Source organism: Nostoc sp., assembly GCF_036917515.1.
Classification (GTDB): domain Bacteria; phylum Cyanobacteriota; class Cyanobacteriia; order Cyanobacteriales; family Nostocaceae; genus Nostoc.
Map to the genome: position 1 here is coordinate 1 of NZ_JBALDE010000148.1, position 24,972 is coordinate 24,972.

The 24,972-nt window shown below is 39.5% G+C and carries 19 protein-coding genes and 1 pseudogene; 12 read left to right on the top strand and 8 right to left on the bottom strand.

Translation table 11 applies throughout. The features are described from left to right. Window positions 1-223 precede the first annotated feature (223 nt). A complete protein-coding gene (locus tag V7K89_RS19010; RefSeq protein WP_335189765.1) occupies window positions 224-790 on the top strand; it encodes a thermonuclease family protein in 567 nt (188 codons plus the stop codon). Between the two features lie 94 nt (window positions 791-884). Here the strand turns inward: V7K89_RS19010 and V7K89_RS19015 are convergent, their stop codons facing one another. Then, window positions 885-1,766, bottom strand: coding sequence for a carbohydrate ABC transporter permease (locus V7K89_RS19015; RefSeq protein ID WP_335189767.1), 882 nt, complete (start codon window positions 1,764-1,766; stop codon window positions 885-887). 24 nt (window positions 1,767-1,790) lie between these two features. Between V7K89_RS19015 and purN the strand changes: the two genes are divergently transcribed. After that, complete coding sequence (gene purN / locus V7K89_RS19020) at window positions 1,791-2,453, top strand: phosphoribosylglycinamide formyltransferase (RefSeq protein WP_335189769.1); 663 nt, start codon at window positions 1,791-1,793, stop codon at window positions 2,451-2,453. Window positions 2,454-2,659: 206 nt separating this feature from the next. Here purN and V7K89_RS19025 read toward each other — a convergent pair whose 3' ends face one another. From V7K89_RS19025 to V7K89_RS19040, 4 genes are all read right to left on the bottom strand, one after another. Further along, window positions 2,660-5,239 carry a GAF domain-containing protein gene (locus V7K89_RS19025; RefSeq protein ID WP_335189771.1) on the bottom strand — a complete coding sequence of 860 codons (2,580 nt, stop codon included), beginning with the start codon at window positions 5,237-5,239 and terminating at the stop codon, window positions 2,660-2,662. A gap of 596 nt (window positions 5,240-5,835) precedes the next feature. Beyond that, window positions 5,836-6,372: a bifunctional pyr operon transcriptional regulator/uracil phosphoribosyltransferase PyrR gene (pyrR, locus tag V7K89_RS19030; protein ID WP_335189774.1), complete on the bottom strand. Its 537-nt coding sequence runs from the start codon at window positions 6,370-6,372 to the stop codon at window positions 5,836-5,838. A gap of 89 nt (window positions 6,373-6,461) precedes the next feature. Next, complete coding sequence (gene cbiB / locus V7K89_RS19035) at window positions 6,462-7,433, bottom strand: adenosylcobinamide-phosphate synthase CbiB (protein WP_335189776.1); 972 nt, start codon at window positions 7,431-7,433, stop codon at window positions 6,462-6,464. A gap of 84 nt (window positions 7,434-7,517) precedes the next feature. After that, the gene (locus tag V7K89_RS19040; protein ID WP_335189778.1) at window positions 7,518-7,958 is read right to left on the bottom strand and encodes an Rrf2 family transcriptional regulator; all 441 of its coding nucleotides are present in this window, start codon (window positions 7,956-7,958) and stop codon (window positions 7,518-7,520) included. Window positions 7,959-8,423: 465 nt separating this feature from the next. Between V7K89_RS19040 and V7K89_RS19045 the strand changes: the two genes are divergently transcribed. Beyond that, window positions 8,424-8,837: an AbrB family transcriptional regulator gene (locus V7K89_RS19045; protein WP_335189780.1), complete on the top strand. Its 414-nt coding sequence runs from the start codon at window positions 8,424-8,426 to the stop codon at window positions 8,835-8,837. Window positions 8,838-8,929: 92 nt separating this feature from the next. On the opposite strand, the pseudogene V7K89_RS19050 reads toward V7K89_RS19045, so the two are convergent. Further along, window positions 8,930-10,833 (bottom strand): annotated as a pseudogene (locus V7K89_RS19050) (chloride channel protein). A gap of 472 nt (window positions 10,834-11,305) precedes the next feature. Between V7K89_RS19050 and V7K89_RS19055 the strand changes: the two are divergent. The 5 genes from V7K89_RS19055 to V7K89_RS19075 all read left to right on the top strand — a co-directional run bounded on the left by V7K89_RS19055 (window position 11,306) and on the right by V7K89_RS19075 (window position 17,300). After that, window positions 11,306-11,692 carry a hypothetical protein gene (locus V7K89_RS19055; RefSeq protein WP_335189782.1) on the top strand — a complete coding sequence of 129 codons (387 nt, stop codon included), beginning with the start codon at window positions 11,306-11,308 and terminating at the stop codon, window positions 11,690-11,692. Between the two features lie 727 nt (window positions 11,693-12,419). After that, window positions 12,420-14,432: a histidine phosphatase family protein gene (locus V7K89_RS19060; protein ID WP_335189784.1), complete on the top strand. Its 2,013-nt coding sequence runs from the start codon at window positions 12,420-12,422 to the stop codon at window positions 14,430-14,432. A gap of 216 nt (window positions 14,433-14,648) precedes the next feature. Then, window positions 14,649-14,966, top strand: a complete 318-nt coding sequence (locus V7K89_RS19065; RefSeq protein ID WP_335189786.1) for a hypothetical protein — start codon at window positions 14,649-14,651, stop codon at window positions 14,964-14,966. Window positions 14,967-14,977: 11 nt separating this feature from the next. Continuing rightward, the gene (locus tag V7K89_RS19070) at window positions 14,978-16,384 is read left to right on the top strand and encodes a pentapeptide repeat-containing protein (RefSeq protein WP_335189788.1); all 1,407 of its coding nucleotides are present in this window, start codon (window positions 14,978-14,980) and stop codon (window positions 16,382-16,384) included. 343 nt (window positions 16,385-16,727) lie between these two features. Further along, on the top strand, window positions 16,728-17,300 hold the full coding sequence (locus tag V7K89_RS19075) for a hypothetical protein (RefSeq protein ID WP_335189790.1): 573 nt from the start codon (window positions 16,728-16,730) through the stop codon (window positions 17,298-17,300). A gap of 90 nt (window positions 17,301-17,390) precedes the next feature. On the opposite strand, the gene V7K89_RS19080 is transcribed toward V7K89_RS19075, so the two are convergent. Continuing rightward, window positions 17,391-19,010: an ArnT family glycosyltransferase gene (locus V7K89_RS19080; RefSeq protein WP_335189792.1), complete on the bottom strand. Its 1,620-nt coding sequence runs from the start codon at window positions 19,008-19,010 to the stop codon at window positions 17,391-17,393. 674 nt (window positions 19,011-19,684) lie between these two features. On the opposite strand from V7K89_RS19080, the gene V7K89_RS19085 reads away from it, so the two are divergent. Continuing rightward, window positions 19,685-20,854, top strand: a complete 1,170-nt coding sequence (locus tag V7K89_RS19085; RefSeq protein WP_335189794.1) for a hypothetical protein — start codon at window positions 19,685-19,687, stop codon at window positions 20,852-20,854. A 13-nt stretch (window positions 20,855-20,867) separates the two neighbouring features. On the opposite strand, the gene V7K89_RS19090 is transcribed toward V7K89_RS19085, so the two are convergent. Next, window positions 20,868-22,175, bottom strand: coding sequence for a recombinase family protein (locus V7K89_RS19090; protein WP_335189796.1), 1,308 nt, complete (start codon window positions 22,173-22,175; stop codon window positions 20,868-20,870). A 262-nt stretch (window positions 22,176-22,437) separates the two neighbouring features. On the opposite strand from V7K89_RS19090, the gene V7K89_RS19095 reads away from it, so the two are divergent. From V7K89_RS19095 to V7K89_RS19105, 3 genes are all read left to right on the top strand, one after another. Then, a complete protein-coding gene (locus V7K89_RS19095; RefSeq protein ID WP_335189798.1) occupies window positions 22,438-23,751 on the top strand; it encodes a type I restriction-modification system subunit M in 1,314 nt (437 codons plus the stop codon). Continuing rightward, entirely contained in the window at window positions 23,733-24,026 is a 294-nt protein-coding gene (locus V7K89_RS19100) for a hypothetical protein (protein ID WP_335189800.1), read from the top strand. The genes V7K89_RS19095 and V7K89_RS19100 overlap by 19 nt, the downstream gene beginning before the upstream one ends. Window positions 24,027-24,254: 228 nt before the next feature. Beyond that, on the top strand, window positions 24,255-24,902 hold the full coding sequence (locus tag V7K89_RS19105) for a restriction endonuclease subunit S (RefSeq protein ID WP_335189802.1): 648 nt from the start codon (window positions 24,255-24,257) through the stop codon (window positions 24,900-24,902). The last annotated feature ends 70 nt before the right edge of the window (window positions 24,903-24,972 follow it).

A 24,972-nucleotide genomic window follows, 5' to 3' on the forward strand; every position in this document is an offset into this window, starting at 1 on the left:
GAATTTACTACTTATTCCTTTCTTTCTTCTGCCTTCTGCCTTCTGCCCTCTGCCTTCCCCTAACCTAGATCACCAAAAGTTGCCAAGAACCCATAATATTTCCAAGATGCATTAGAAGCATAAGCTTTCCCTGACGGAAAAGTTATGCTTCCAGTGACAAGTAAATAAATATATCTTTGTATTCTGCTAGTATCATCCCACAGAGGTAATTTGGGAAGTTTAGATGGATAAATTAACAAAACCAGTGCGATTTTGGCTTTGTGCAACTATCATAATTTGGGGTTTGATCGGCTGCGATCGCTTTATCGGTAATTCTGGAGAACCAGTTGAGCGAGTCAGTGATGGTGATACTTTAGTAGTAAAAGATACTAATGGTAAAAACTTTACTGTGCGCTTTGCTTGTCTAGATGCACCAGAAATAGCCCATACAAACAAAGAAAAACAGAGTAGACGCACTAGTGATCGCAATCAATTTACTTGGGGTGTGAAAGCCCAAGAACGGGTACAACAACTGGTGCAACAAGGAGGCGATCGCGTAACCTTGAATATCACTGATAGCGATCGCTACGGGCGTAAAATTGCCGAAGTCCGTTTAAAAAATGGCACTTTTGTGCAACAAGTATTGTTGCAAGAAGGTTTAGCAAAAGTATATCGTCCCTATTTAAATAAGTGTCCTAGTAAAGACTTAGTTCAACAAGCCGAAACTGAGGCGAAGGCACGACGGCTCGGCGTTTGGAGCGATACTAAATTTGTAAATCCTTGGGAATATCGCAGCCTATATAAAAAGTAAAAACTCTAGCTGTTTCTAATTGAATGCACAACATTTTTTAGCATTGCATATTTGCAGTATGATTTAGCAACTTCCAAAATTCTCCCTGCCTCCCTTATTCCTCTCCCCAAGTTTGCAGTTGCAAATAAATTAGTACCAACGTTGCTGCTAATAACACAGTTGCTCCTGCTGCTGCATAACCAAAATCAAATTGACCAAAAGCTTCTTGGTAAATGTAGTAAACCAGCAAATTAGTCGAATTCAGTGGCCCGCCGCCAGTCATCACAAAAATTTGCTCAAAACTCCGCAATGTAAAAATTGCGGTAGTAATGATTGCAAATATGACAGTCGGACGCAATCCGGGCAAAGTAATATACCAAAATTGTTGCCAAGCATTTGCTCCATCCAAATCTGCTGCTTCATAACGACTGGGAGGAATTGCTTGCAACCCTGCTAAAAAAACCACCATATTGAAACCCAGTTGTTTCCAAATACTCATTAAAATAATTACTGGCATTGCCCAAAATGTGTCTCCTAACCAAGGTATGTCTGAAATGCCAAAAAAAACTAAAAGTCCGTTAACTGGCCCTGATGTTTGAAACAGCCAGCGAAATCCTAAACCTGCTGCCACAATTGAAATAATTGAGGGTAAAAAATAAGCACTTCGCAGGATGCCCCGCAAGGGAATGGAGCGGTTTAATAGTATTGCCAATCCCAAAGAGATAACTAAACTGGGAATGATGGTGGCAACCGTAAAATAAAAGGTGTTACCCAGAACTTGCCAAAAGTCGGGGTTGAGTAGCAAGCGCCAATAGTTTTTTAAGCCTATCCAATAAGTACCTTTTAAGGTAAAACTACCAGCAGTGAAGCTGAGGTAAAACAAATAGGCGATCGGCCAAATGATAAAAACACCGAGCAAAATTAGTGCTGGTGTGAGAAAAATCCACGCGGCTACTGTATCATTATCCAACCACGACTTAGTATATATTTTTGGCATCTATAATTAACCCTCTTAGCTGTTATGACCCTCCGTTCTGATTCTACCCTTGGCTTGGTTTCTCCTAGTATTAGCGATATTTGTCAACAATTCGCCCCTTTAAAACTGGGAATTATGGCATCTGGGAATGGCAGCAATTTTGATGTAGTTGCTCAAGCTATCCAAGATGGGCGGCTAAATGCCCAAATTCAAGTTTTAATTTACAATAACCCCTCGGCTAAGGCAGCCGTAAGAGCAGCCAATAGAGGTGTAGAAACTGTCTTATTAAATCACCGCAACTATCAAAGTAGAGAAGAGTTTGATGAGAAAATTGTGCAGACATTGCAGTACTATAATGTGGAATGGGTGATTTTGGCAGGTTGGATGCGATTATTAACGTCAGTTTTCATTAATGCCTTTCCTGAGAGAATTATTAATATCCATCCTAGTTTGTTACCTAGTTTCAAGGGAATCCATGCTGTAGAACAAGCCTTGGCATCTGGGGTAAAAATCACTGGTTGTACAGTGCATATAGCTTGCTTAGAAATGGATAGCGGCCCAATATTAATGCAAGCCGCAGTACCAGTATTGCCAGATGATACAGCAGAAACACTCCACGCCAGGATTCAAATTCAAGAACATCAAATTTTACCATTAGCGATCGCTCTGGCAGCTTCTTCGTCAAAAGTTACACTAAGCCTAACGTAAAAATACTAATACAGACTTAACCCCAACCCATTCCCAATAAAGAATTCAAAGCCTCTCTCCTAAAAAAAGAGGTTTGGAGTGAGGTCAAATTTTATTGCATACATAGACATATAGCGGCTTCCTGTAGGGTACAAGAACCGCTATGCTTAACGACGAGGTGTTCGTTAAGCATAGCTGCTAACAAATTTTACTAATCTCCCACAAAACTATTCATCAAAGTTAGCTTCAGTAGCTTGATACGCTTGTAGGAGCCTAGCATGATCGAGAGTAAATCCTACTTGCATCGCTATCTGGGCAAATAAATCAATCTCAGATTGTTGCCAATCACGGGGTTCAGAACACTGATGTGCAATTAACAAGCCAAATAGCTGCTCATCTTTAATAATTGGTGCTACTAAATTTGCTTTCACACCAAAAGATTCGAGCAGTTTAATGTGACAATCAGCCAAACTAGACTCATAAATGTTGTTGATTGCGACAACGCGACCAGACTGGTACTTTTCTACATAGCCTTGAGTGAAACAGGGGTCATGGATTTTAGACCGCAAAACTTTGGGATAACCTGGAACCACTGATTCAGCAATAATAATTCCGAACCAATTAGCGTAAAAGCTATAAACCAACACTCGGTCAGTGTTTAGTGCTTTGCGAACCTCTTCCACAGTAGTTTTGATAATATCCTCTTCCTTAAGTGATTGGCGAATTTTGCGGATAATATCCACCAATAATTGACTTCGCATACTTTCAGCTTCGATTCGTTGCAAGAGTCTTGCATGGTCGAGAGCAAATCCTACTTGTATCGCTATCTGGGCAAATAAATCAATCTCAGATTGTTGCCAATCACGGGGCTTGGAGCACTGATGTGCAACTAACAAGCCAAATAGCTGCTTATCTTTAATAATGGGGGCTACTAAATTTGCTTTCACAGCAAAGGATTCGAGCAGTTTAATGTGACAATCAACTAAACCGACTTCATAAATGTTGTTTATGGCTAGAACGCGACCAGACTGATACTGTTCTACATAGCCTTGACCAAAACATGGGTCTCGGATTTCAGCTTGCAAAACTTTTGGGTAAGTGAGAACAACTGATTCAGCAATTACAATTCCAGACCAATCAGGGTTAAAACTATAAACCAATACTCGGTCAGTACTCAGTACTTTACGAACCTCTTCTACGGTGGTTTTCAGGACATCCTCTTCGTTGAGCGATTGGCGAATGCTGCCAATCGTATCCGCCAGCAACCGACTTTGAACACCTTCAGCATCGATTCGTTGCAGGAGTCTGGCATGGTCTAGAGCAAATCCCACTTGCATCGCTATCTGGGCAAATAAATCAATCTCAGGCTTTTGCCAATCACGGGGCCTGGAGCATTGATGTGCAATTAATAAGCCAAATAGATGTTCATCTTTGAGAATGGGGGCAACCAAATTTGCTTTCACAGCAAAGGATTCGAGCAGGTTAATGTGACAATCAGTCAAACTTGCTTCATAAACGTTGTTTGTGGCTTGAACGCGACCAGACTGATACTGTTCTATATAACCCTGAGTGAAACATGGGTCTTGGATTTCGGCTCGCAAAACTTTTGGATAACCTGGAACCACTGATTCGGCAATCACAGTTCCAACCCAATTAGCGTTAAAGCTATAAACCAGCACTCGGTCAGTACTCAGTACTTTGCGAACCTTTTCTACAGTCGTTTTCAAGACATCCTCTTCGTTGAGTGATTGGCGAATGCTGCGGGTAGTTTCGATACATACTTGAGCTCGATCTGCCTTGGTATCTACTTGTTGTAGAAGCTTGGCGTAGTCAAGAGCAAATCCTACTTGCATGGCTATCTGAGCAAACAAATCAATCTCAGACTGTTGCCAAAAGCGAAGTCTAGAACACTGATGTGCAATCAATAAACCGAATAGCTGCTTGCCTTTGATAATCGGTGCTACCAAATTAGATTTGACAGCAAATTGCTCTAGCATCTCAATATCACCATCGCTGAGATTGGCTTGATAGATATCATCAATAGCCCGGATGCAACCATTCTGATATTTTTCTATATATCCTGTTTCAAACCCAGTATTAGAGATTGTAACCCCTAACATTTTCGGTAAGCCAGGTGCTACTGATTCGGCGATAAAGGTTCCATTACAGTTGGAGTTGAAACAAAAGATGGTTACGCGATCAATACTTAAAGCTTTACGAATTTCTTCTGAGGTAGTTTTGAGAACATCCTCTTCATTGAATGATTCTCGAACCCACTGGGTAATTTTTATCGATAGCTGGGAGTAATCAGCTTCGGTTTCTTTTTGTTGTAGCAAACCCGAAAGCATATCTGTGAATAAGTTTATGTTGCTCTCTAACATCACTAATTCATCTTGGCTAGCGATGAATTGAGTAAACTCACTGTTTGGACGTAGCTTATTTTTAATATTATTAGAAGTTGCAGCAGCCTTGCTGACTCGACTCATCACTCGATTTGTTACAAAAACAGCGATCGCACCTGCTAAAATTGCTGTCACTCCCATACCAGTTAACAAGAGTGACAATTGTGTTTGTAGATCAAGTTCACTTTCTGTTAAATTTTTTGCACCTTCTTGTCTAAATTGCGGAATTTCTGTATTAATTAAATTAGTGCCATAGTTGTAAGTAGCTGTTCCAATTGCAACTATAGGAAGTACACTGATACTTAGTGCCCAAACTATTGCTTTAGTCTTTAAACTCCATTTTTGTTGCCAGTATCTCTGTTGACGATTTTGTCTTGCTTGGTTTTGAGAAAAAGACTGACTCATAAATGAAACCTGGATTGTTGCAATTGAGAATCAAGTAAATAACCTTACTACCAAATTCTACACAAACCTTATTAAATAAGGACTAGCTTTCAGGAGTATTTTGAGCACTAATCTTTAAGTCATCTCCCATAATGTATGTTTTTATTTGCTTTCAACTCGAAAAAATTGGATCTGATTAACAGGTTTGTTAAAAATCAAATGGCGCTCGCTTGCTTGGATGTCTTATTTTCTCATTAGGAATTGTGGTTTTCTGGCAAGACAGCGTAAACAATCTTTATTTTTTAATGAGCTTGTACAAACTTCTTTTCGCAGTTACCCTTCGTAATCTCATGTATGCTTTATTACTGACAGCATTTTTCAAGTAGATGAGATGAAGAGTGCTGTTAGTGGTAACAGGGCATTTTTTACAGCCGTGCTGAGTTACAAGACCACCCACAAGCCACCTTACTCAAACCCAAGTACATAACTACTAAGTAATTCTAAATTCACTCGCTTGCTGAGGTACTCACTACTCAGCACTAAGTAGGGTAAAAAATCCAGGATTTAAAATCAAACACAAAGAGTTTCTTCTGCCCCCTGCCTTCTGCCTCTATAGCCTAATCTGCAATCAACTCTACTGCATCTCGTCCATCAGAATTTTGTAAATAAACTTTGACAATTTCTTCTTTAGCTGTAGGCAACTTCTTGCCAATAAAATCTGGGTGAATTGGTAATTCTCGATGGCCTCTGTCTACTAACACAGCTAAACGAATCACCTCTGGTCTACCGTAATCGTTGACTGCATTCAAAGCAGCGCGAATCGTCCGTCCTTTGAAAATCACATCATCCACGAGTACAACCGTTTTCCCAGTAAGGTCAAAAGGAATTTCGCTTTTCGTTGGAGTCCGCAATCCAATTTTGTCAAGGTCATCTCGATAAAATGTAATGTCCAAAGCACCAACTGAGATTGCTACACCTTCGAGCGTCTCAATCTGACGCGCCAATAATTCGGCTAATAATGCACCCCTAGTATAAATACCAAGAAGCACCAGTTGAGACAAATCACGCGTCCTTTCAACAATTTGAGAGGCAAGACGAGTCAAGGTACGACGGATTTCTTCGGATGAGAGAATTTCAATTACTTTAGCAGACATAGCGAGTCATAAGTTAGGAGTGATAAGTTAAGAGTTAGGAGTTTTTATTCTTAACTCCTAACTCCTAACCCCTAACTTTATATTTATCATTACCTATTTGGGAGCATTAAGAATATAGCGATCGCTATCCCTAACCATAGCAAAAAACAATATCGAGTCAGCTGCAAAGCATTCTCAATAGAAGTTGTAGTAATGGCATAAATAGCATCTCCTAGTAGTGGTTTGTATTTAGCTACCCCCCGATACCAATTTGTACCTCCCATCTGCACACCCAAAAAAGCAGCATAGGCGCACTCACTCCAACCAGAATTGGGACTAGGATCGTTAATTGCATCCCGACAACAAATTTGCCAAATATGCATCGGTTTACCCGATAACAGCGCCAGAGTCACGACTGTTAACCGACAAGGTAGCCAAGTCAAATAATCTTCTAACCGCGCAGAGAACCATCCTAAGTAAGTATAGGGTGCTTCCCGATAGCCCACCATTGAATCGAGGGTACTGCTAGCTTTATATGCTAAAGCCAAGGGAGTTGGCCCCACAGCTGGGATAAAGACACCAACAATTGCATAAAAAAGCGGAGCCATTACTCCATCGGTGGCATTTTCTGCAACCGTTTCTAAAACCGCTCGGGAAATTTCTGCTTGTGAGAGGTTTTGGGTATCTCGACCAACGTAATTACTTAAAATCTTCCGAGCCTTCTCCAAATCTCCGACTGTTAAAGGTTGTAAAACAGCCTCTGCTGCTGCTCGCAGACTTCTGCCAGCAAAACAACTAGCCAAAAGAATGCTATCTATTGCAATTCCTAAGAGTGGATGAACCCATTTGGCAACTTGAATAATCAAAAAGCCAACAAGACCGCTACCAATTATTAAGATAATGCTTAGTACAATTCCAGCTAGGCGTTGTGTTAGAGAATTTTGACACAACTGGAGAAAAAATTTGGTTAAGCGAGAAATTACCCACCCCATAACTTGCACTGGATGAGGCCAATCCCAAGGATCACCAATTAAGTAATCTAAAAATGCTGCAATTATTAAGATATAGATATTATTAGTCATAAGTCACCAGTCAAGAGTTAAAAGTCAAGGCTCAATATTTGGACTATTGACGCCTTGGTGGAGCGTCTTTGGCTTTGCTCTTGACTAAACCACAAAACTAGCTTCTTCTCCAAGGGAAGCTTGCCGACTTCGAGCATCGTAATAAAGGTCTGCCAGAGTAATACTGTATAAAGCTTCCTTGATCTTTTGGTTGAGTCTCTGCCAGAGGCTAAACGTTACCCAATCTTCAGCTTGTGTGGGTGCTGGGGTGTGATGAGGTAAATAGCTAATCTCGCCAACAGCTTCTAAAATTTGTCCTATAGATATTTGTGCAGGCTCTCTGGCCAATTGATATCCGCCGATGCTACCACGAATTGATTTCACTAAAGACGCACGACGCATTTCTATTAGTAGTTTTTCGAGGTAAGGAGCTGGAATATCTTGGCGTTTAGCGATCGCTCTCACAGATACAGGCCCATATCTTGGCTGTAAACTTAAATCTAGCAACGCCTTCACACTATAGTGTCCTCTGGTAGTTAATTTCATTTTGGCAAGTTTTGTTTGTCCTTTGTCTTCGTTGGCACTGCATCTCCCTTAAAAGAAATTCTGATGTCGGCTTCTGACTCTTAGACTTCTTTAGTTTGTGATTTGTAAATAACCAATGACTAATTACCAATGACCAATAACTAAGGATCAGTTTTGCTTATCATTCTGTGACTGAGTTCTCATCCTTAAGAAATAGACAACCTCTTGAGCGTTAGTTTAGAAAACTTAAAACTTATATAGTCTAGCAGTAATTCACAAACTATATATATAGTTATCAGCATTGCCAGTATTCTTTCAAATAGATTGTCTTGGCAATATTGGTAATGGCATAACAATTGTGCATCTGAGTGTAATATACTTGGCTAGGTTGAGATAAAAACTAAAGGATTATATTCCTATTAGCTCAACCTCAGCTAAAATAAAATCGATTCAAACACTTCAAACATTCATTTTCGACCTAAGTTGATGCCTAAACAGAAAAAAATTGAACCCCTAATCGGTGAAGAACTGCTCAAAAAAGTCAAAGAGCTAGAGAACGAGAGCAAAGAAGACAAAGCCAAGAAGTGCGGCTACTATACCGTTACCAAAAATGGTATAGAGCGTGTCAATATGATGAAGTTCTTAAATGCCCTAATTGATGCTGAAGGCATTCAGTTAGACAGTACACCCAGTGCTAATGGGCGTGGTGGACGCAGTGCTAGCTATAGAATTAGCGTGCAATCGAATGGTAACTTACTTATAGGTTCAGCTTATACAAAACAGATGAATCTGAAACCAGGAGATGAGTTTGTGATCACTTTAGGCAAAAAGCACATTCGTCTGAGACAGGTAGATCCAGAAGATCGCGAAGATGATGAAGCCATAGAAGCTACAGCTTAATAATTTGTCATTAGTCAATTGTCATTTGTCCTTTGTGAAAACCAATGACTATAAATAGTCAATTGTCATTTGTCTTTTGTGAAAACCAATGACTAATGACTAATGACTATATCTGTAGTGGGTAAGACTGGTAATAGTGGCGAAGTGCTTTGCGCGTTACTGCTAAATTACAGGTTAATGCAATTTGCTCTTTTTCTAATAAACCCAAAATGCGATCGGGTTTGTCTCGTGCTACCACTGGTAATTGATGTAAACCTCGAAGACTCATCCGGTCTAAAGCCTCAGATAAAAGTTCATCTTGCCATGCATAGAGAATTTCAGTAGTACAAATGTCTATGAGGGTTTGACTGGATAAATTATCTGGAATTTCAGTTAGGGAATTTGGGTATGTTTGCCAAATAGCAAGGGCACGGTTAATATCTTCCAAAGAAAGTATACCAACTAATTGCTCTGCTTGATCAAATACTAAAGCACTACGAACGCGATCGCGGATCATTTCCACAGCTGCATCTAATACTCCCAGGGTTGCAGGTAACTTTTTGGGACAGGGGTACATAGCATCTTCGACCAAAATTTGCTGCACAATTTCTGCTTGTTCATCTTTCAATTCTGAAAGCCCAATCTGTTGTAGATTAGAGTTAGAATTAAAAGTTGGTTTAATCCTTTCTACTAGCCAAACACTCAAACCTACAGCTGCCATCAACGGTAAAACAATTCGATAATCGCGGGTTAATTCAAACAGCATCAAAATAGACGTTAACGGCGCTCTCACACTAGCAGCCAGCACTGCTGCCATTCCCACCATTGCGTAAGCTGGGGGAGCCGCCATTTGATCGCAAATTGTCGGGAATGCTACAGCTAAGATTTTGGCGTAAGCCGATCCAAAAGAAGCACCTAAAAACATTGCTGGTGCGAACAAACCACCGATGAAACCGCTACCCGCACTAATTGCAGTCATCAATAACTTCACCACCAACAACACCACTAATAAGTAGAGTGGAAATTCCACATCTTGAAGCATTGCTTCTACTGTTTCATAACCGACACCCAGAATTTGCGGAAAGTGCAAAGCAACAGCGCCAATGATTGCACCGCCAATAATTGGATGAATTGGCTGAGGAATTCGTCCCAAAAAATCAAAACCTGGAACCTTCCCAGCAAAGCAAGCTTTTGCTAAACGAATTGATTGAGTATAAGCCAGAGAAACTAGGCTGGCCCCTAAACCCAAACCAAGATAAAGAGGTAATTCCAAAGGACTGCGAACTTGGTAAACAGGTAAATCAAAAGCAGGTTGTGCCCCCAAACCAATTTGAGCAATTAATGCTGCTACGACCGCCGCTAGCAGCACCACACTGACAGCAGAAGTAGCAAAAGATGTAGCTCCCATCACCACCTCTAGGGCAAAAAAGACTCCAGCGATGGGAGCATTAAATCCCGCAGCCAGTCCAGCCGCCGCGCCAGCACCTAACAGCAAACGTCGTCGTTCTTGAGATACATTGAGGATCACAGACAACAACATTCCAAAATTTGCACCAATTTCCACACTCGGCCCCTCTGGCCCCAAAGAAGCACCACTCCCCAAAGAAACAGATGCAGCCAGCATTTTTGTCACTGGTCGTAGTGGTCGCTTAATCTCTGTTTCCTGAGAAGCGGCGATCAAAGATGAAAGTCCAGGGCCAAAGTCTTGAGTGCGCCAGCGCATCAAACCAACAATTAATCCGCCAAGGGTAGGAACGCAGGCCAAAGTCCAAGCACCCCAAATGCCAATTTGACCCATTAAATTTTCCAGCATCAACTGGTGAATCAGCTGGATTAAATAGTGAAAGGTGACTATACCCATACCAGTACCACCGCCAATGAGCATGGCTAAAAACAGCACAACTGTTTCTGGGGATGGTTGAAAACGATTAATTAGGTAAGCTAAACGAGCGGAAGGTGTAGGAAAGGCAGGTTGTTCCGTTACCTTCCTTAGTTGAGTGGGAGGCAAGAGAGTCATTGAGAGGCGGGGTAAATGTAAGAAAAAATTTAAATTTTTATCTGTTATTTATCATTGTGAGCCATTATTTAGCAACCGGACAAGTAGACTTTATTTGCTTAACTTCCAAAGCTTTAGCTAAAAACGTCATTGTGCAAAATTTTTGTGGAGAGAATGGTTAAATGAGAGAGAATTATTTAAGGGTCAGCGATACCTAAGTTAGGCGTAGCTGCGACTAGTGAAGTGCGAGCGATCGCCAACGCTATTTTTTCTACAGACAACAAAGTTTTTTCGGCTGGGTGGATGCACCCGTAAACATTAACTATGAGTCATCCTTGCTTAAATCTAGCTATACTCGTGTTGCCACCATTAAGCCAACCTTGGTAGTAATAGAATGTATGTATGATTGATGCCTGATGTTAGATCGTACATTGATCTCAATTCAATATAGCTATGGTTATAGAGCGAGAAATGGACTAGGCGGACGAGGTAAATGAATATACACACTTTTGATAATCATTATGTTACTTGCCCAATTTGCCAAAGAAATGCTACACCCAAACCAGTTAAAACGCGTATGGGCTTGTTTTGCTGTCCTTATTGCCAGGAAAGGCTAGTAGTTTGCCAAAGTGGTCATTATGTCCGCGATCCGTTTACTTGGAGACAATTGATGATGTCTTCATCGCTACGTCGTCAAAGCCGACCTTTAGCGAGGATTATCAGAGATTTTGTTTTACTCAAGCGTCCTATGGTAGCCTTGGCTGTAGGAAGTGCCATTTTCTTTAGTGCGATTGCTTTGACCCAAGAAAAGACAAGCTATGATAACCAAATTCTTCCCACAACAGAGAAAATTAATGACCCAGGAAGCAAATCTCAGTAAATGGATTACTTTTGTATAAATCAAATTCTACTTTGATTCTTGTAATATTATAACTAAATACTCTGATAATACCGTGTCTTATTGCCCCAAATAGGACGCGGTTTTATATTATGTCCGTTCAAAAACCGATCGCCTTTTAGACATCTAATGAAATTAAATATAGGTTATCTATAACTCTTGTAAAGACGTAGTAGTACTACATCTTTACATTTATTTTTAGTCGTATCTATATATATTATTAGTTGAACAAAAGTTTTAAGTGCAGTCCTCCCGATAATTTTAATTTAGGTGCTGTCAGGGAAACCATTCTCAAAAGTGCAAGTATATAATGCACCCAAACAACAGTTATTAACCTGATGACTTCTTGTTCCACCAAGTACGATCTCTTTATTTTTGCCAAACTGTGCAAGTAAATATTTCTTTATTGTAGAAAAATCATTAATTCTTTACTAAATTTGTAAAAAGTTAACTGAAAAAACCATTGATAAATTTGTGACTTCGCCTTATTCTTCTCTAATGATCTTTAATTACTATCATCAGAGAATAAAGCTAAGTTTCTTAATTTACAAAATTTTTGCTCAAAAATCATGATTAATAGGATTGTGTTAAAAAATAAAGATTTCAAACCTATTGCTATATGAGATTGAAAAGTTAGCTTCGATTTTTAGTTGGTGAGAGTGATGGAAGAGGGTTAACATATCGAACTTCAAACTACTTATTAACAATCGTGGTAAAAACTAATAACTCTAGCAGCGCGTCTGTTGCACAAAAAGATGATTATCCAGGACGTGCATACTTTATTCGGCATGGTGAAAGCACTAGCAACGAACGCAACATTTTTGCAGGAGTACTAGATGTTGATCTCACCGCATTTGGTAGGTTGCAGGCACGCCGTGCAGGCGCTGACATTAAGAAAAAAAATATCAAGTTTGATGCAGTATACGTATCTCACATGAGACGGGCGCGGCAAACTTGTGAAATTGCTCTTGCTGAAAGTCAGGCGTTGAAGTCACCTGATATTCCTGTTGAGATTGACCATCGGATTAGCGAGAAATCCTTTGGTATTTTTGCGGGTCGTAATCTAAATCTACTTCGTCTTGCCCTTGGCTACGAAGGCTTTGAGGAAATGTTGCATTCCCATAACGAAGCACCTCCGGCTGGCGAGAAGATTGCCCAAGTTTACTATCGCGCTGCACATTTTTACGAGGACAAAGTTGTACCGCACTTGCAACGGGGCGAAACTGTTTTAGTAGTGTGCCACCAATATGTATTAGAGCCTCTAGCACTTTATTTAAGTGATTTACCACCGACTGCTTATGAACACCTGAAACTCCCTAACGGTAAAGCTCTCAGTGGTGAGGAGTTAATCAAGTTTCGCGACAAGGAATCTGGCGGTGCAGCTTCGGTGCGTAAACAGATCAACGATCTGTCAATTATGTGGGCAATTTTGCTCTATGCTGCTACGTTCTTACTGGGATGCTTGGTAAGGGCAATCAGCACCTCCTCAGTCGGAATTCCCTCAGAACTATTTCGAGCAATAATCGTTGCCTGTCTAGCGGCTTCAACGTTTTATACTTACCTGGACATTGACTTTGCAGCGAGTAAACGCAAAGTAACTTCAACAGTGAAGTATATAGTCTACGCTTGGATGTTGGTGAGATGGGTAGTTGGGCTACTTTTAATATTTTCTGGAATCTTATATCAAAATCCGGGAGATTTGTACAAAGTTATGTGGGTGCTTTTTTGGATGGTTCCACCCGCCCTTACTTCCCCAGTTTTATCGGTACTCTGGGGCGGTAATCTTTATCCCTCGGCTATCTTATCAAGGACATTATCAATCATCGCTCCAGTGGCACTGATTGTGACATTTGGCTTGGCAAAACAATTACCAATTAACAGTTCAAGCTTGATATTTTTCGGTGTGATTCTAATTGTTGGTTTGGCAATACCGGGAGCGATCGCTCAATTTTGGCGTGACAAATCTCCTGTTGAATCAAATCACCACAGTAAGAACTGGAAATTTATTGGAGTGCTTGCTGTCGCATTAATGGCTTTGGTAACTGGGTTTCAGTTTACTCCATCAACATTCTTGGGTGATTTATTTTCATCAACGGATGCGAACCGCTCCTTAGCTTGTCTGCAACAACTGGCAGTAGCAACATTAGTCTTTATCTTAATGCGCGTCTTTGCCGTATTAACTTCAGTGTTTACAAAAGACAAGCTGATCAAGGCAGAAGCTCAGGATGCTTATATCCTGCTTGTTAATCCCAACTTTTTCCTTTGGGCAGCTCTTTTTCTCGGAGTTAGTGCAACTGCAAATCCTGAAGCTGTAAGATATGCAATTTTTTGGGCAGCACTGGGGTTCTTCTGCATACCACTCATCGAGCAGATATTGTTTATGAATTCATTTGGTAATGAATTACTGCGAGAAACACTGCGTTCTTCGAGAATGGCAACAGAAGATATGAGAAAACTTTTCCAGCAATTGGATACAGATGGCAGCAATGCACTCGATAAAGACGAGATTATGGAGCTTTTAGGTCGAATAGAAGATATGACAACAGGCGAACGTAGTTCTGAAGATGTCAGGAGGTACGTAACTGATTTTCTTTTCAATATTCTTGATGCCGATAAAAATGGCACGGTTGAGTTAGCAGAGTTAGAAGAGTATGTATCAACCTATGGGTTGGTTGCTAACCTTAACGTTGTCTCTGCTGCTGCATCCCCGGTAACAAGATAATTAATTATTGCTAAATCTACTGATTTAGCTGACAAAGACTTTTTAAATCCCATCGTAAATGAGATTTAAAAAAGTCTTTGCCTTATCATAAAAAGTATTTTATAGCGCAATCGACATCAGTCTTTTAACATAAATTTGAATAAAATACATTTTTACTTACTAAATCGAGAATAAAAACCCTTGGTTAAAGTATTTTTAAATTAGGAAAAAATAAATATGAAATTAGATAAGTTTGTCTTAGCACAAAATATGGCTTTCCTAATATCTATTCCTCCAGAAAGCAATCTAGCTAAATTACTGGCTTTTTGCCTGACTACAAAGGCTGGTAAAAATACTCCGGGAACAAAAATATTGGAAATGACTTATGACCTAATAGAAAATCCATCTAAGTTGCCTTATTGGACTCAAGACATTATGGGACAGGATTTAGATTACACTACTGAAGAGTGGAAAGCACTGGCAAATATAGGTATTAAGGATACTAATGATTTTATAGTTACTTTATGGCAGGAATTAGAAAATTTGAGTTTTTAAAGGAAAAAAGTATGTCTTTAAATGTTGAACTTTTAGAGCAAAGCTTTGAAAAAGTTAAACCACGCGCCGATGAATTTGCAGCTAGTTTCTACGATAATCTTTTTCAAGCTCACCCAGAAGTGAAACCACTGTTTACTAAAACAGATATGAAAAACCAAGAGAAAAAACTATTAAGCTCTCTAGTTTTAGTAGTAGAAAATCTCCGCAACCCAGAAGCTTTAGAACCAGTTCTTAAGGCTCTAGGAGCTAGACACGTCGGCTATGGAGCTATTCCCAAATATTATGGACCAGTTGGGGAAGCACTACTGGTAACGTTTGAGCAATATCTCCAGCAAGATTGGACTCTTGAAGTCAAAAAAGCTTGGCTAGATGCTTTTAGAGCTATTACTGCATTGATGTTAAAAGGCGCGGGAGAAGAATCTTCACCAAAACCTGTCCAAGCTGAAAAAAAAACTGAAGTTTTAGCAAAACCTGCAACATTAAAAACAGAAAGCAAAAAAGAATATCAGCTATTTAAATCTACAGCAGAAGTAGAGAATAAATCTTTGATATCAATTCAGTTAAATGGTAAAGTTCTAAAAGAAATTATCAATGATTTTGTCGTTAATTCTCAGCAATTTCAGACCAAAATATCAGAACAGCCATTAAGTGAAGTCTTCAAACAAATTCCCAAGAAACTTATTGATACTTTCTGGATAGCACCAACATGGTTAGTCTGTATAGTTTCAGTAGTTATTTTTACTGTAATTGTTGTAATTGTTGATGAGAATTCAGTGCTGGCAAAGATTTTGGGTGCTGCTGACACTATCAGTTTGGTGGTGGCGGTAGTTCTATTCATTAAGGAAGCTCCAGATCGTAGAAAACAATTTCATTATCAAGCCTGGAGTACGATTGATGCAGCACACGGTGTGAAAGTTAGTTATGCCAGAATTTTGGCACTGCAAGATTTGAATAAGGATGGTGTTTCTTTAAGAGGTTTGGATGCTCCTGGTGCGGAGTTAGTAGATATTGATCTCTCCTATGCCAATCTGAGTAAAGCTAATTTAATGGAAAGTGATTTTACTAATGCCAATCTCAGCTATGCCAATTTAGATAATGCTAATCTCAGTCAGGTTAAACTTAGTGGTGCAAACTTAAGTTATGCAAAATTGGGTTTTTCTCAATTAAATCAGGCTAATCTTAGTAGTGCAAATTTGAGTAGCGCTAATTTGATTTGTGCAGATTTGAGTCATACCAATCTGAGTGGTGCAAATTTGAGAGATGCTAGTTTGAGTGGTGCTAATTTGGAGGGAGCTTATCTAACTGGTGCTAATCTCAAGAATGCTAAAGTGAGTGACGATGAACTGCGTAATGCCTTCCTGGAAGGTGCGATTATGCCTAATGGCTCACGATATAAATCTTCACTTAGCGATCGCTGAAGTTACAATTGGCAAAAATATCTAGATATCTTGCATAAATATTTTTTAATTAATCTTGCGGTTTTACCCGCGAGATTAGGGAGTTGATCATTTATTCAAACTAAATCTTGGACTTTTTACACTTTTTAGAAGAAGGTGATCGCCACACGATTCTAATTACCTTTTCGGCAACAATCTGATTTTTTCCTGAAGGTTTATTTTGTAGTAGTGAAAATTCTTATAAAAATGTTAAAGAATTCAAAATATATCAATTGTTAACTTTTATAAACCAAAAATATTATTTCAGATAAATTACTTAATTTGTTGTAATTTTAAAAGTGGTTTTGTTTCAGGTAAAAAAACCATGTTCAACAAAATTTTAGCAACCAGTGTCGCAACAGTTGGATTGATGATGACTGTTTCAATTTCTGCCGCTCAAGCGAATCCTAAGGCAATGACCTGGAAAGTGTTCGGAAAACCTTTAGTACTTAACTCCAAAACCTATGTTTTGTTCGGTTCAGATAATGATCAACCTGGTGGTACTAATCCTTATGAAGGCGACACTAGTATCAACAAATATCGCTCACTGCTCTGCATTAAAAAGACAAATGCTCCAGTACCAGTGGGTCTACCTCTGTCTAGCATATCTCCTGGCGGTGCGACTTTAGCCTCTTGGTCTGGCGGTACAGTGTTGGTGATTCCCAATATCCAAGGAAAGCAATTAACGTCTGAAGCAGTTGCAGACAATATATGCAACCAGGTAGGACAAATTATTCGTGGTATCTCTGGATATCGGATGGCAGAATTCCATGATGGTACTGGGTATTCCGCTGGATGGAGTTTCTGGGCAGAAGCCTATGGCTATAAAAACGGTTTGGCACAATATACCCGCTATTGGGTTAAGATTAGTGACCAACCTGCGAATCCTTGGCCTTAGGTAGGTAGTAGAAAACGCAGGAGGGTAGAGGGGCAGGAGAAGTAAGGGAAGATAAGGGAGTGGGAGAAAGCAATGCCTAATGCCCCATATTTAGAGCCGATTAGTATCTTTTGTGACTAATTTCCAACCTTCAGCTTGGTCAATTAGCTTCATCGACTCTAATTCAAGATTGTTGAAAGCAGATGCATGAAGCAGGAAGTAGGGTTGACCGTTGTAGTGCCAATAATATTCTAGTTCACCAACAGAAGCAGGAATAATGGTGCGATCGCTATAGTAATCCAACGAGGGACGATGGTAGGGAAAAGATGTGTAAATCTTCCTCGTCGCTGGATTTGCTCGTACAATCATGGCGGCGACTGGTTTAACTGGATAGGCTTGTGATAATTCCCAAACCCAGTAATTAGATTTCATTAACAGCAGCAGCGAAATATAACTTCCCCAAAACAGAATTTTTAGAAATTGTCCATCACCTCGTTCTGCCAAAATAGCTGCTAAGGTCATAGTTAAAGCTACTGCGGCAAAAATCAGTTGTAAGTCTGTTTTTGGTGTTGTACCCGAACTAAAATAAATACTACCAGCAGAAGCAGCCACAGCAAGTATTGCCAAACCGGCAACCCAAGTACGGGGATAAGATGAGAGTAAAGGCGAATTTTCCGTTTCTGATAACTGGATACCAAAAGCTAAGGCTAAACTAGGGTAAATCGGGAATAGATACCAGGAAACTTTGGTAATCATGAAAGAAATTACCAGCAGATAAACCCCACTCCACGCCATTACTAGTTTCGCCCAACTAAGATTACGATTTTCCCAGGTTAAGCGGATAGTTTGTGGTAAGAATAATAACCACGGCCATGTGTATTTGAGAAGTTCAATCACATAGTACCAAGGTGGTTCAGAATTTCCTTCTACAACTGAGCCAATTCGGACTGGTGATGGGTTTGCAAGGCCAATTTGGGCGAAAGTATAACCATAGTGAATCAGTTGGGCACTATACCAAGCAACCACAGGTAGAATGCCAATTAAGATTGCTATCCAGAAATAGTAACAAGTGAGCAGTCGTGGTGTATCCCAAAACAGAAATACAAATGCGATCGCACCGAGTAATATACCTAGCAGTCCTTGAGTTAAACAAATAAACCCAAAGCTGATGCCAACACCAAGACAATAACGTAAATCTCGGCGCGATCGCAGCACGCACAACATCATCACCATCAAAAAGCTTACCATCGCCCCATCCAACATTGCCAGCCGCCCATGACGCACCACAGGTAGCATTGTTAGATAAATCAAGGCGCCATAAATAGCAGCCCAACGTTGGCGAAATATTTCTCGAGCAATGCAATACAGTAAAGGTACAGATGTTGCTGTTAAAATTGCTCCAGGTAGGCGCGTTGTCAACTCATTTTCGCCTCCCAAAGAATACGCCCAAGCAATCAGCAAATGCATCAAAGGCGGCTTGTCATGATATGGTTCGCCTCCTAACGTTGGGTAAAGCCAAGGCATTGAACCTGCTGGAGCGTGCCAAATTTCACGAGCAACCTGTGCCACTGTACCTTCATCCCAATCTCGCAGCGGCAATCCTCCCAGATTGATGCTAAACAGTAATACTGCTGCCAACAGCAATACTATCAGCCATACCCAATCAATCCATTTGCCAACCGTGCGATGCTGTTTTTCCAAATGACTCCAAATAAAGCTTCCTTCTTGCATATTCTCTGGTAATCATTTTACTTGCTGGTTTGATTACATAGAGACATCTAGCGAATCTCCAATGTTGCCACCCAGTAACAACCTATGTTCTTAACATTTGCTAGTTTCCAAGGTTAACTCAAATTTTTATAATTAGCGCTATTTTCTGAAAAACTTATATTGGTTATTTAAATAACATTTAAGCCAATAAATGATAAAAATAATACAAGTAATCAATTATTTACTACTTTTTAAATAATCCGTAAATAAACTTGTATTTTATTTTGAAGGTGACGGTTAGTACCGCAAGGCGAAAGTCACGCATAATTGTATTTCAAGCTCTTACGCCATTTGAAATAGTATGTTTATTTCCGCCGTGCTGTACTATTTTAAATCTTCAGGACTTACTTTTTATCTTTTTATTTAGTTAATTTCATAAAACTAGTAAGTGATTGCTACGCTAAAACCGTATACTGAATATTCAAATGAATTATTTATATTTTTTAACAGTAGCTTTGAGATAAAACACAATTATTTGTTACATGAAAGTTTAATTTGATCATTAAAAATATCTCTAAATAAATTAGACTTTTTTAACTTTAATTAAGTAGTTATTTAATTAAAACATCTATATTGTACAATTTTTAAGTACTTTTTAGAACAATAAACAACTAAAAAAATATTGGAGACTGTCAATGAATTTACCTGTAGTCGTAGATATTACTCTTGGCTTAGTTTTTATTTACTTGATTTTGAGCTTACTAGCTTCGGAAATCCAAGAACTAATTGCCACATTATTACAATGGAGAGCTAAACATTTAAGAACTTCAATTGAATTACTTTTATCAGGTGGTAGTGAAAGTGAAAAATCAGATATTATTAATGCAATCCAGTTGGTACAGAAACTTTATAATGATCCATTGATTAATACATTGAATCACCAAGCCAAGGGTAAAATAGAAAAGCATTTCCAGGAAATTAATAAAAACCCTGATAAACGAATATTAGAAAAACAAAGCGGCCCTTCCTATCTTCCTTCTGAAACATTTGCAACTACTTTATTAGATACTTTAAAAATTTCTCAGTTAATTAATCATGTTAAGCATCCTAGTGAAGAAGTAAAAACCAACTTGTACATGATATTAGCCTCTTATAAAGAACTTAAAAAAGGTATAAACGATCCAACGAGTGCAAGTTATATGAAAATTCAAGAAGTTTATGGAGAAATTGACCAGAAATTTATAGATTTTGTTAATAATGAGTTACCTGATGAAGTACCTAATAATTTAATTAAGAGCCTTTGTGTAATTGCTCAACGTAGCAGAATAAAAGTTGGCGACCTTACAGAAGAAGCGAATCAATTTAAAAATGAAGTAGAAACATGGTTTGATCGTTCGATGGATCGAGCAAGCGGTGTTTATAAGCGCAATGCCAAAGGAGTTGCTATTTTAATTGGAATATCAGTTGCCTTTTTAACCAATACTGATACATTTCACTTGGTTAAAAGACTATCGGAGGATTCGGTTATCCGCTCTACTATTACTCAAAGTGCAAGTCAACGAATCGATTATATCAATGATGAAGCAGCCCGAAGAGATATTGAAAAACTATTAGGAAATTCTTCTATACCAATTGGATGGCAAAATATTAATCAACAGTTTGAATTATTAGATACGACAAAATCGAATAGAGTTTACATCAGAATTTCACAAGTTGTTAAATTAATTTGTGGTTGGATAGTCAGTGGTTTTGCGATTGCTATGGGTGCGCCTTTTTGGTTTGAGATCCTCAATAAATTTATCAATGTACGGAATGCAGGGCCAAAACCTGTTGCGTATACTAAGGATCAACCATTTGAAAAATAGCATTTAAATTAAATCAAAAAATAAAAATAACTTGGAGTTTTAATTCTTGATTCTGACAAACAATCTCAATTTGTTTGATAAATTCTCGAAAGTAAAATCTTCGTTCTGTTTCTGACAAATCTAACCAAAATTGTGGTATAGAAACAGCTTGAGCAACAGAACGCAAGTTAACTGGAGGGAGAATTGCCAACTTTGCTTCGAGTGCAGAAATTTCTGTGCGGAGTTTGTAAGCCCTTAACTTTGCTGTTTCGGCATCTAAAATTCCAGTTTCAATTAAAGCGGGTAACTGAGCAAGTATTTCTTGCTGACGAGCGATCGCTTGTCCTAAACTATTCTTGACTGCATCCAACTGAGGAAAATTCATTCCTGCTACCGCCAGAGGTAAATCACGGCAAACGGTTTCAATGGTACGTTCCAACACCTCTTGGTAGGGAATAGCTTTACACTTGGGGCGTTGGGGACAGCTAGTAGAACGTAAATAAAGATACTCTTTATCTTGGTTGCGTTGAGTAACACGGGTAACTGTTAGATGCAACTGACATTCAGTACAGACAACCAACCCAGCCAGAGAACGCGGTGCGCTAGCAGTTCGAGATGGTAAACGGCTGTTACGGCGTAAAAGTCGGTCAACTTGGGCTGCTTCTTCCTTAGAAATTATCGGAATATGGGTATTGGAGATAATTTCACCATTTTGGTAAGCTGTATTGCCGCGATAGACTGGATTAATCAGCCAGCGTCTTCCGGTGGTGACAGAGATTTTCTTGCCGTATTTTTTCGCCAAGTAACGCACTGAACCCCGCAGGGAACCATAGAGTAAAAAGTGTTCAAAAAAATCTTTGACTACTGGTGAAGTACTGCGATCAATGGTATATTTTCCCTGACCTCTGCGATAGCCGTAGGGAACTTTGCCCGGTGGTGGTGCAACCTCAAGACGATTACGGGCGTGTCCTTGGCGGATGCGGCGACTACGTTGCTGACGTTGGATTGCGTGTAGCAAATTCAGCAAGTCAGCGCCTAGAGGGTAATTTTCGGAAGTGTAAGGTTGTTCAGTAGCGATTACTGCGATTCCCATAACTTCGAGTTGATTGAGGCGATCGCTAATTTCCTCTACAGTATCTCCCAATTCTTCCAATCGACGAATCAGGAGATAATCTGCTGGTTCAGTTTGGCAATCGCTAAATAATTGTTGTAATTGCGATCGTTCAGAAGAGTCTGGCTTGCCCAAATCTTCATAAACCCGATCCACCTCCCATCCCCAATCGGCTTGATCGGGAGAAGATTCTAATAGCGGATCGGTGTAAGAGTAAGCAATTATTTTCAAAGGTTTAGCGCAGCATCACAAAGAAATGATATCAGTTGTAACTACTAGCTTGACGACAAAACATTAAGTGATACTGTCCGCCTATATAGGAATCCGATTTGATTCCTAAATCACTCGTAGAGGTAGGGGACTGGGAATAAGGAATAAAGGTGTACTGATTTTTGAACAAAAATCAAATATGAGTCCTATATTATCCATAAGTGGTGACACCCACGAAGTAAAGGCAAGTTTCTGAGCGTCAAAAGCCGGGGATTCTACTGTTATGGCAAAACTTACACTTCCAAAGCTGGAACGTCACTTATTTGCAGCGGCTGATATTTTACGCGGCAAAATGGACGCTTCTGAATATAAGGAATTTATCTTTGGGATGTTGTTCTTAAAGCGGGCTGCTGATGTGTTTGAGGTGCGTTATCAGCAAATTGTTAAGGAATTTATGGATAAAGGGGAGAGTGAAGAAGCCGCTAAGGAAAGGGCTGACAATCCTAAACGCTATGTTCCAACTGATAGAGAAGCTTATACGTTATTTGTACCACCACAATCTCGTTGGAGTACTATAGTTAACACCTTTCATCAACAGATAGGTAATAAACTTAATACTGCCTTACATAGTCTTGCTGATGCTAATCCAGCGGTGCTGCGGGATGTTTTTGAGCATATTGATTTTAATCGGCAGGTAGGTGGCAAAAGTACCTTAAGCGATTTGCAATTACGTCAAATGATAGAACATTTTGACAAGCGATCGCTACGGAATGAAGATTTAGAATTTCCCGATTTATTGGGTGCAGCCTATGAGTATTTAATTTATTTCTTTGCTGACTCTGCTGGTAAAAAGGGCGGTGAATTTTATACTCCCCGTGGAGTGGTGAAGTTAATGGTGCGAATTGTCAACCCCCAAGAAAGGATGGAGGTTTATGACCCCTGTGTGGGTTCGGGGGGAATGTTAATTTTATCTAAGCAGCACATAGAAGAACACGGTGGAAATTCTCGCAATTTGAGACTTTACGGACAAGACAATAACGGGGGAGTTTGGGCTATCTGCAAGATGAATTTATTGCTGCATGGTATCCCCAATGCTGTGCTTCAGAATGACGATACTTTGATGGTGCCGATTAAAGAGGGGGGTAACTTAAAGCATTATGACCGAATATTGAGTAATCCACCGTTTTCGCAAAACTACAGCCGGGGTAATAAAGATAATGATATGGAGTTTAAAGACCGATTCCGTGTTTTTTGCCCTACGAGTGGAAAAGCTGATTTGATGTTCGCCCAGCACATGCTAGCGGTGTTAAAGCAAGATGGAATTATGGCGACAGTAATGCCTCACGGGGTACTGTTTCGCGGTGGTGAAGAAAAGAAAATTCGCCAGTTATTTATTGAAGAAGATAATTTAGAGGCAGTGATTGGCTTACCACCACAATTATTTTATGGGACGGGGATTCCGGCGTGTATTTTGGTGATGCGTCCCAAAGGTGCTAAACCAAAGGCGACACAAGGTAAGGTGTTATTTATCAATGCTGATGCCGAATTTAATTTCAGGCTGGACGCGCTCAAAATTCTTTGCGTCCTGAACATATAGAAAAAATTGTCTCAGCTTATGAAGATTTTACAACCAATGCCGATTATCCTGGGATTCCTGGTTATGCGGCGGTGGTGACTCAACAACAATTAGCTGACTACGAATACAACTGCAATATTCGCCGCTATGCTGATAATACCCCACCGCCAGAACCTCAAGATGTGCGATCGCATCTTTTGGGTGGTGTACCCAAGTCTGAGGTGGATGCAAAGCAAGAATTGTTTACTAGTCACGGTTTTGACCCGATGACTTTGTTGCAACGAAGGGTAGGGTAAACCGTTATTCTGTAACTCGTGCGTATGCCGAAATAACAAATGCGATCGCCAAAGCAACAAATGCGTTCGCAAAAGTAACAAATGAGTTCGCAAAAGCAACAAATGCGTTCGCAAAAGCAACAAATGCGATCGCAAAAGCAACAAATGAGTTCGCAAAAGCAACAAATGCGATCGCAAAAGTAACAAATGCGTTCGCAAAAGTAACAAATGCGTTCGCCGAAGTAACAAATGAGTTCGCCAAAGCAACAAATGCGATCGCTCTTGGGGATAATTCCCAAAGATTGGGATGTTGTAAGGCTTGAATCTATATGTGAACGTGTTACAGATGGTTCGCATCAGTCGGTAACTACCTCTGATACTGGCATACCATTTTTATATGTGTCTTGTATAAGAGACGGTCGAATTCTATGGGAACAAGCTGCAAGAATTGCTGAAACTATTTATAAAGAAATATCTAGAGGTAAAGAGCCAAAACACGGCTTGATTTTATATACTGTCGTTGGCTCATACGGTCACGCAGCCCTCATTCAAGACAACAGACAATTTAGTTTTCAGCGCCATATTGCATATATTCTTCCAAATCAAGAAAAAATTATTCCTGGATATCTTTGTTTATGGCTAAATAGCCCAAATTGCAAAATTTATGCAGATAAAGTAGCTCTTGGGAATGCTCAAAAGACAGTAACGCTTGGTGCGCTTAATGCTTTTCCTATTGCACTTTCTGAAACTTTAGAAGAACAAAAATACATACTGGAATATTTTGATATTTATGAAAAAGAAATTGCTAACAAAGAAACACGATTAGAAAAACTCAAATTATTAAAAAAAGGTTTAATGTCAGACCTATTAACCGGACGAGTGCGCGTCAAAATTTAACCAAAAAAGGAGAATATAAAATACAAGAAAAGCCGGGAGAAAAGGCAATGATTGCAACACCTAATAAATA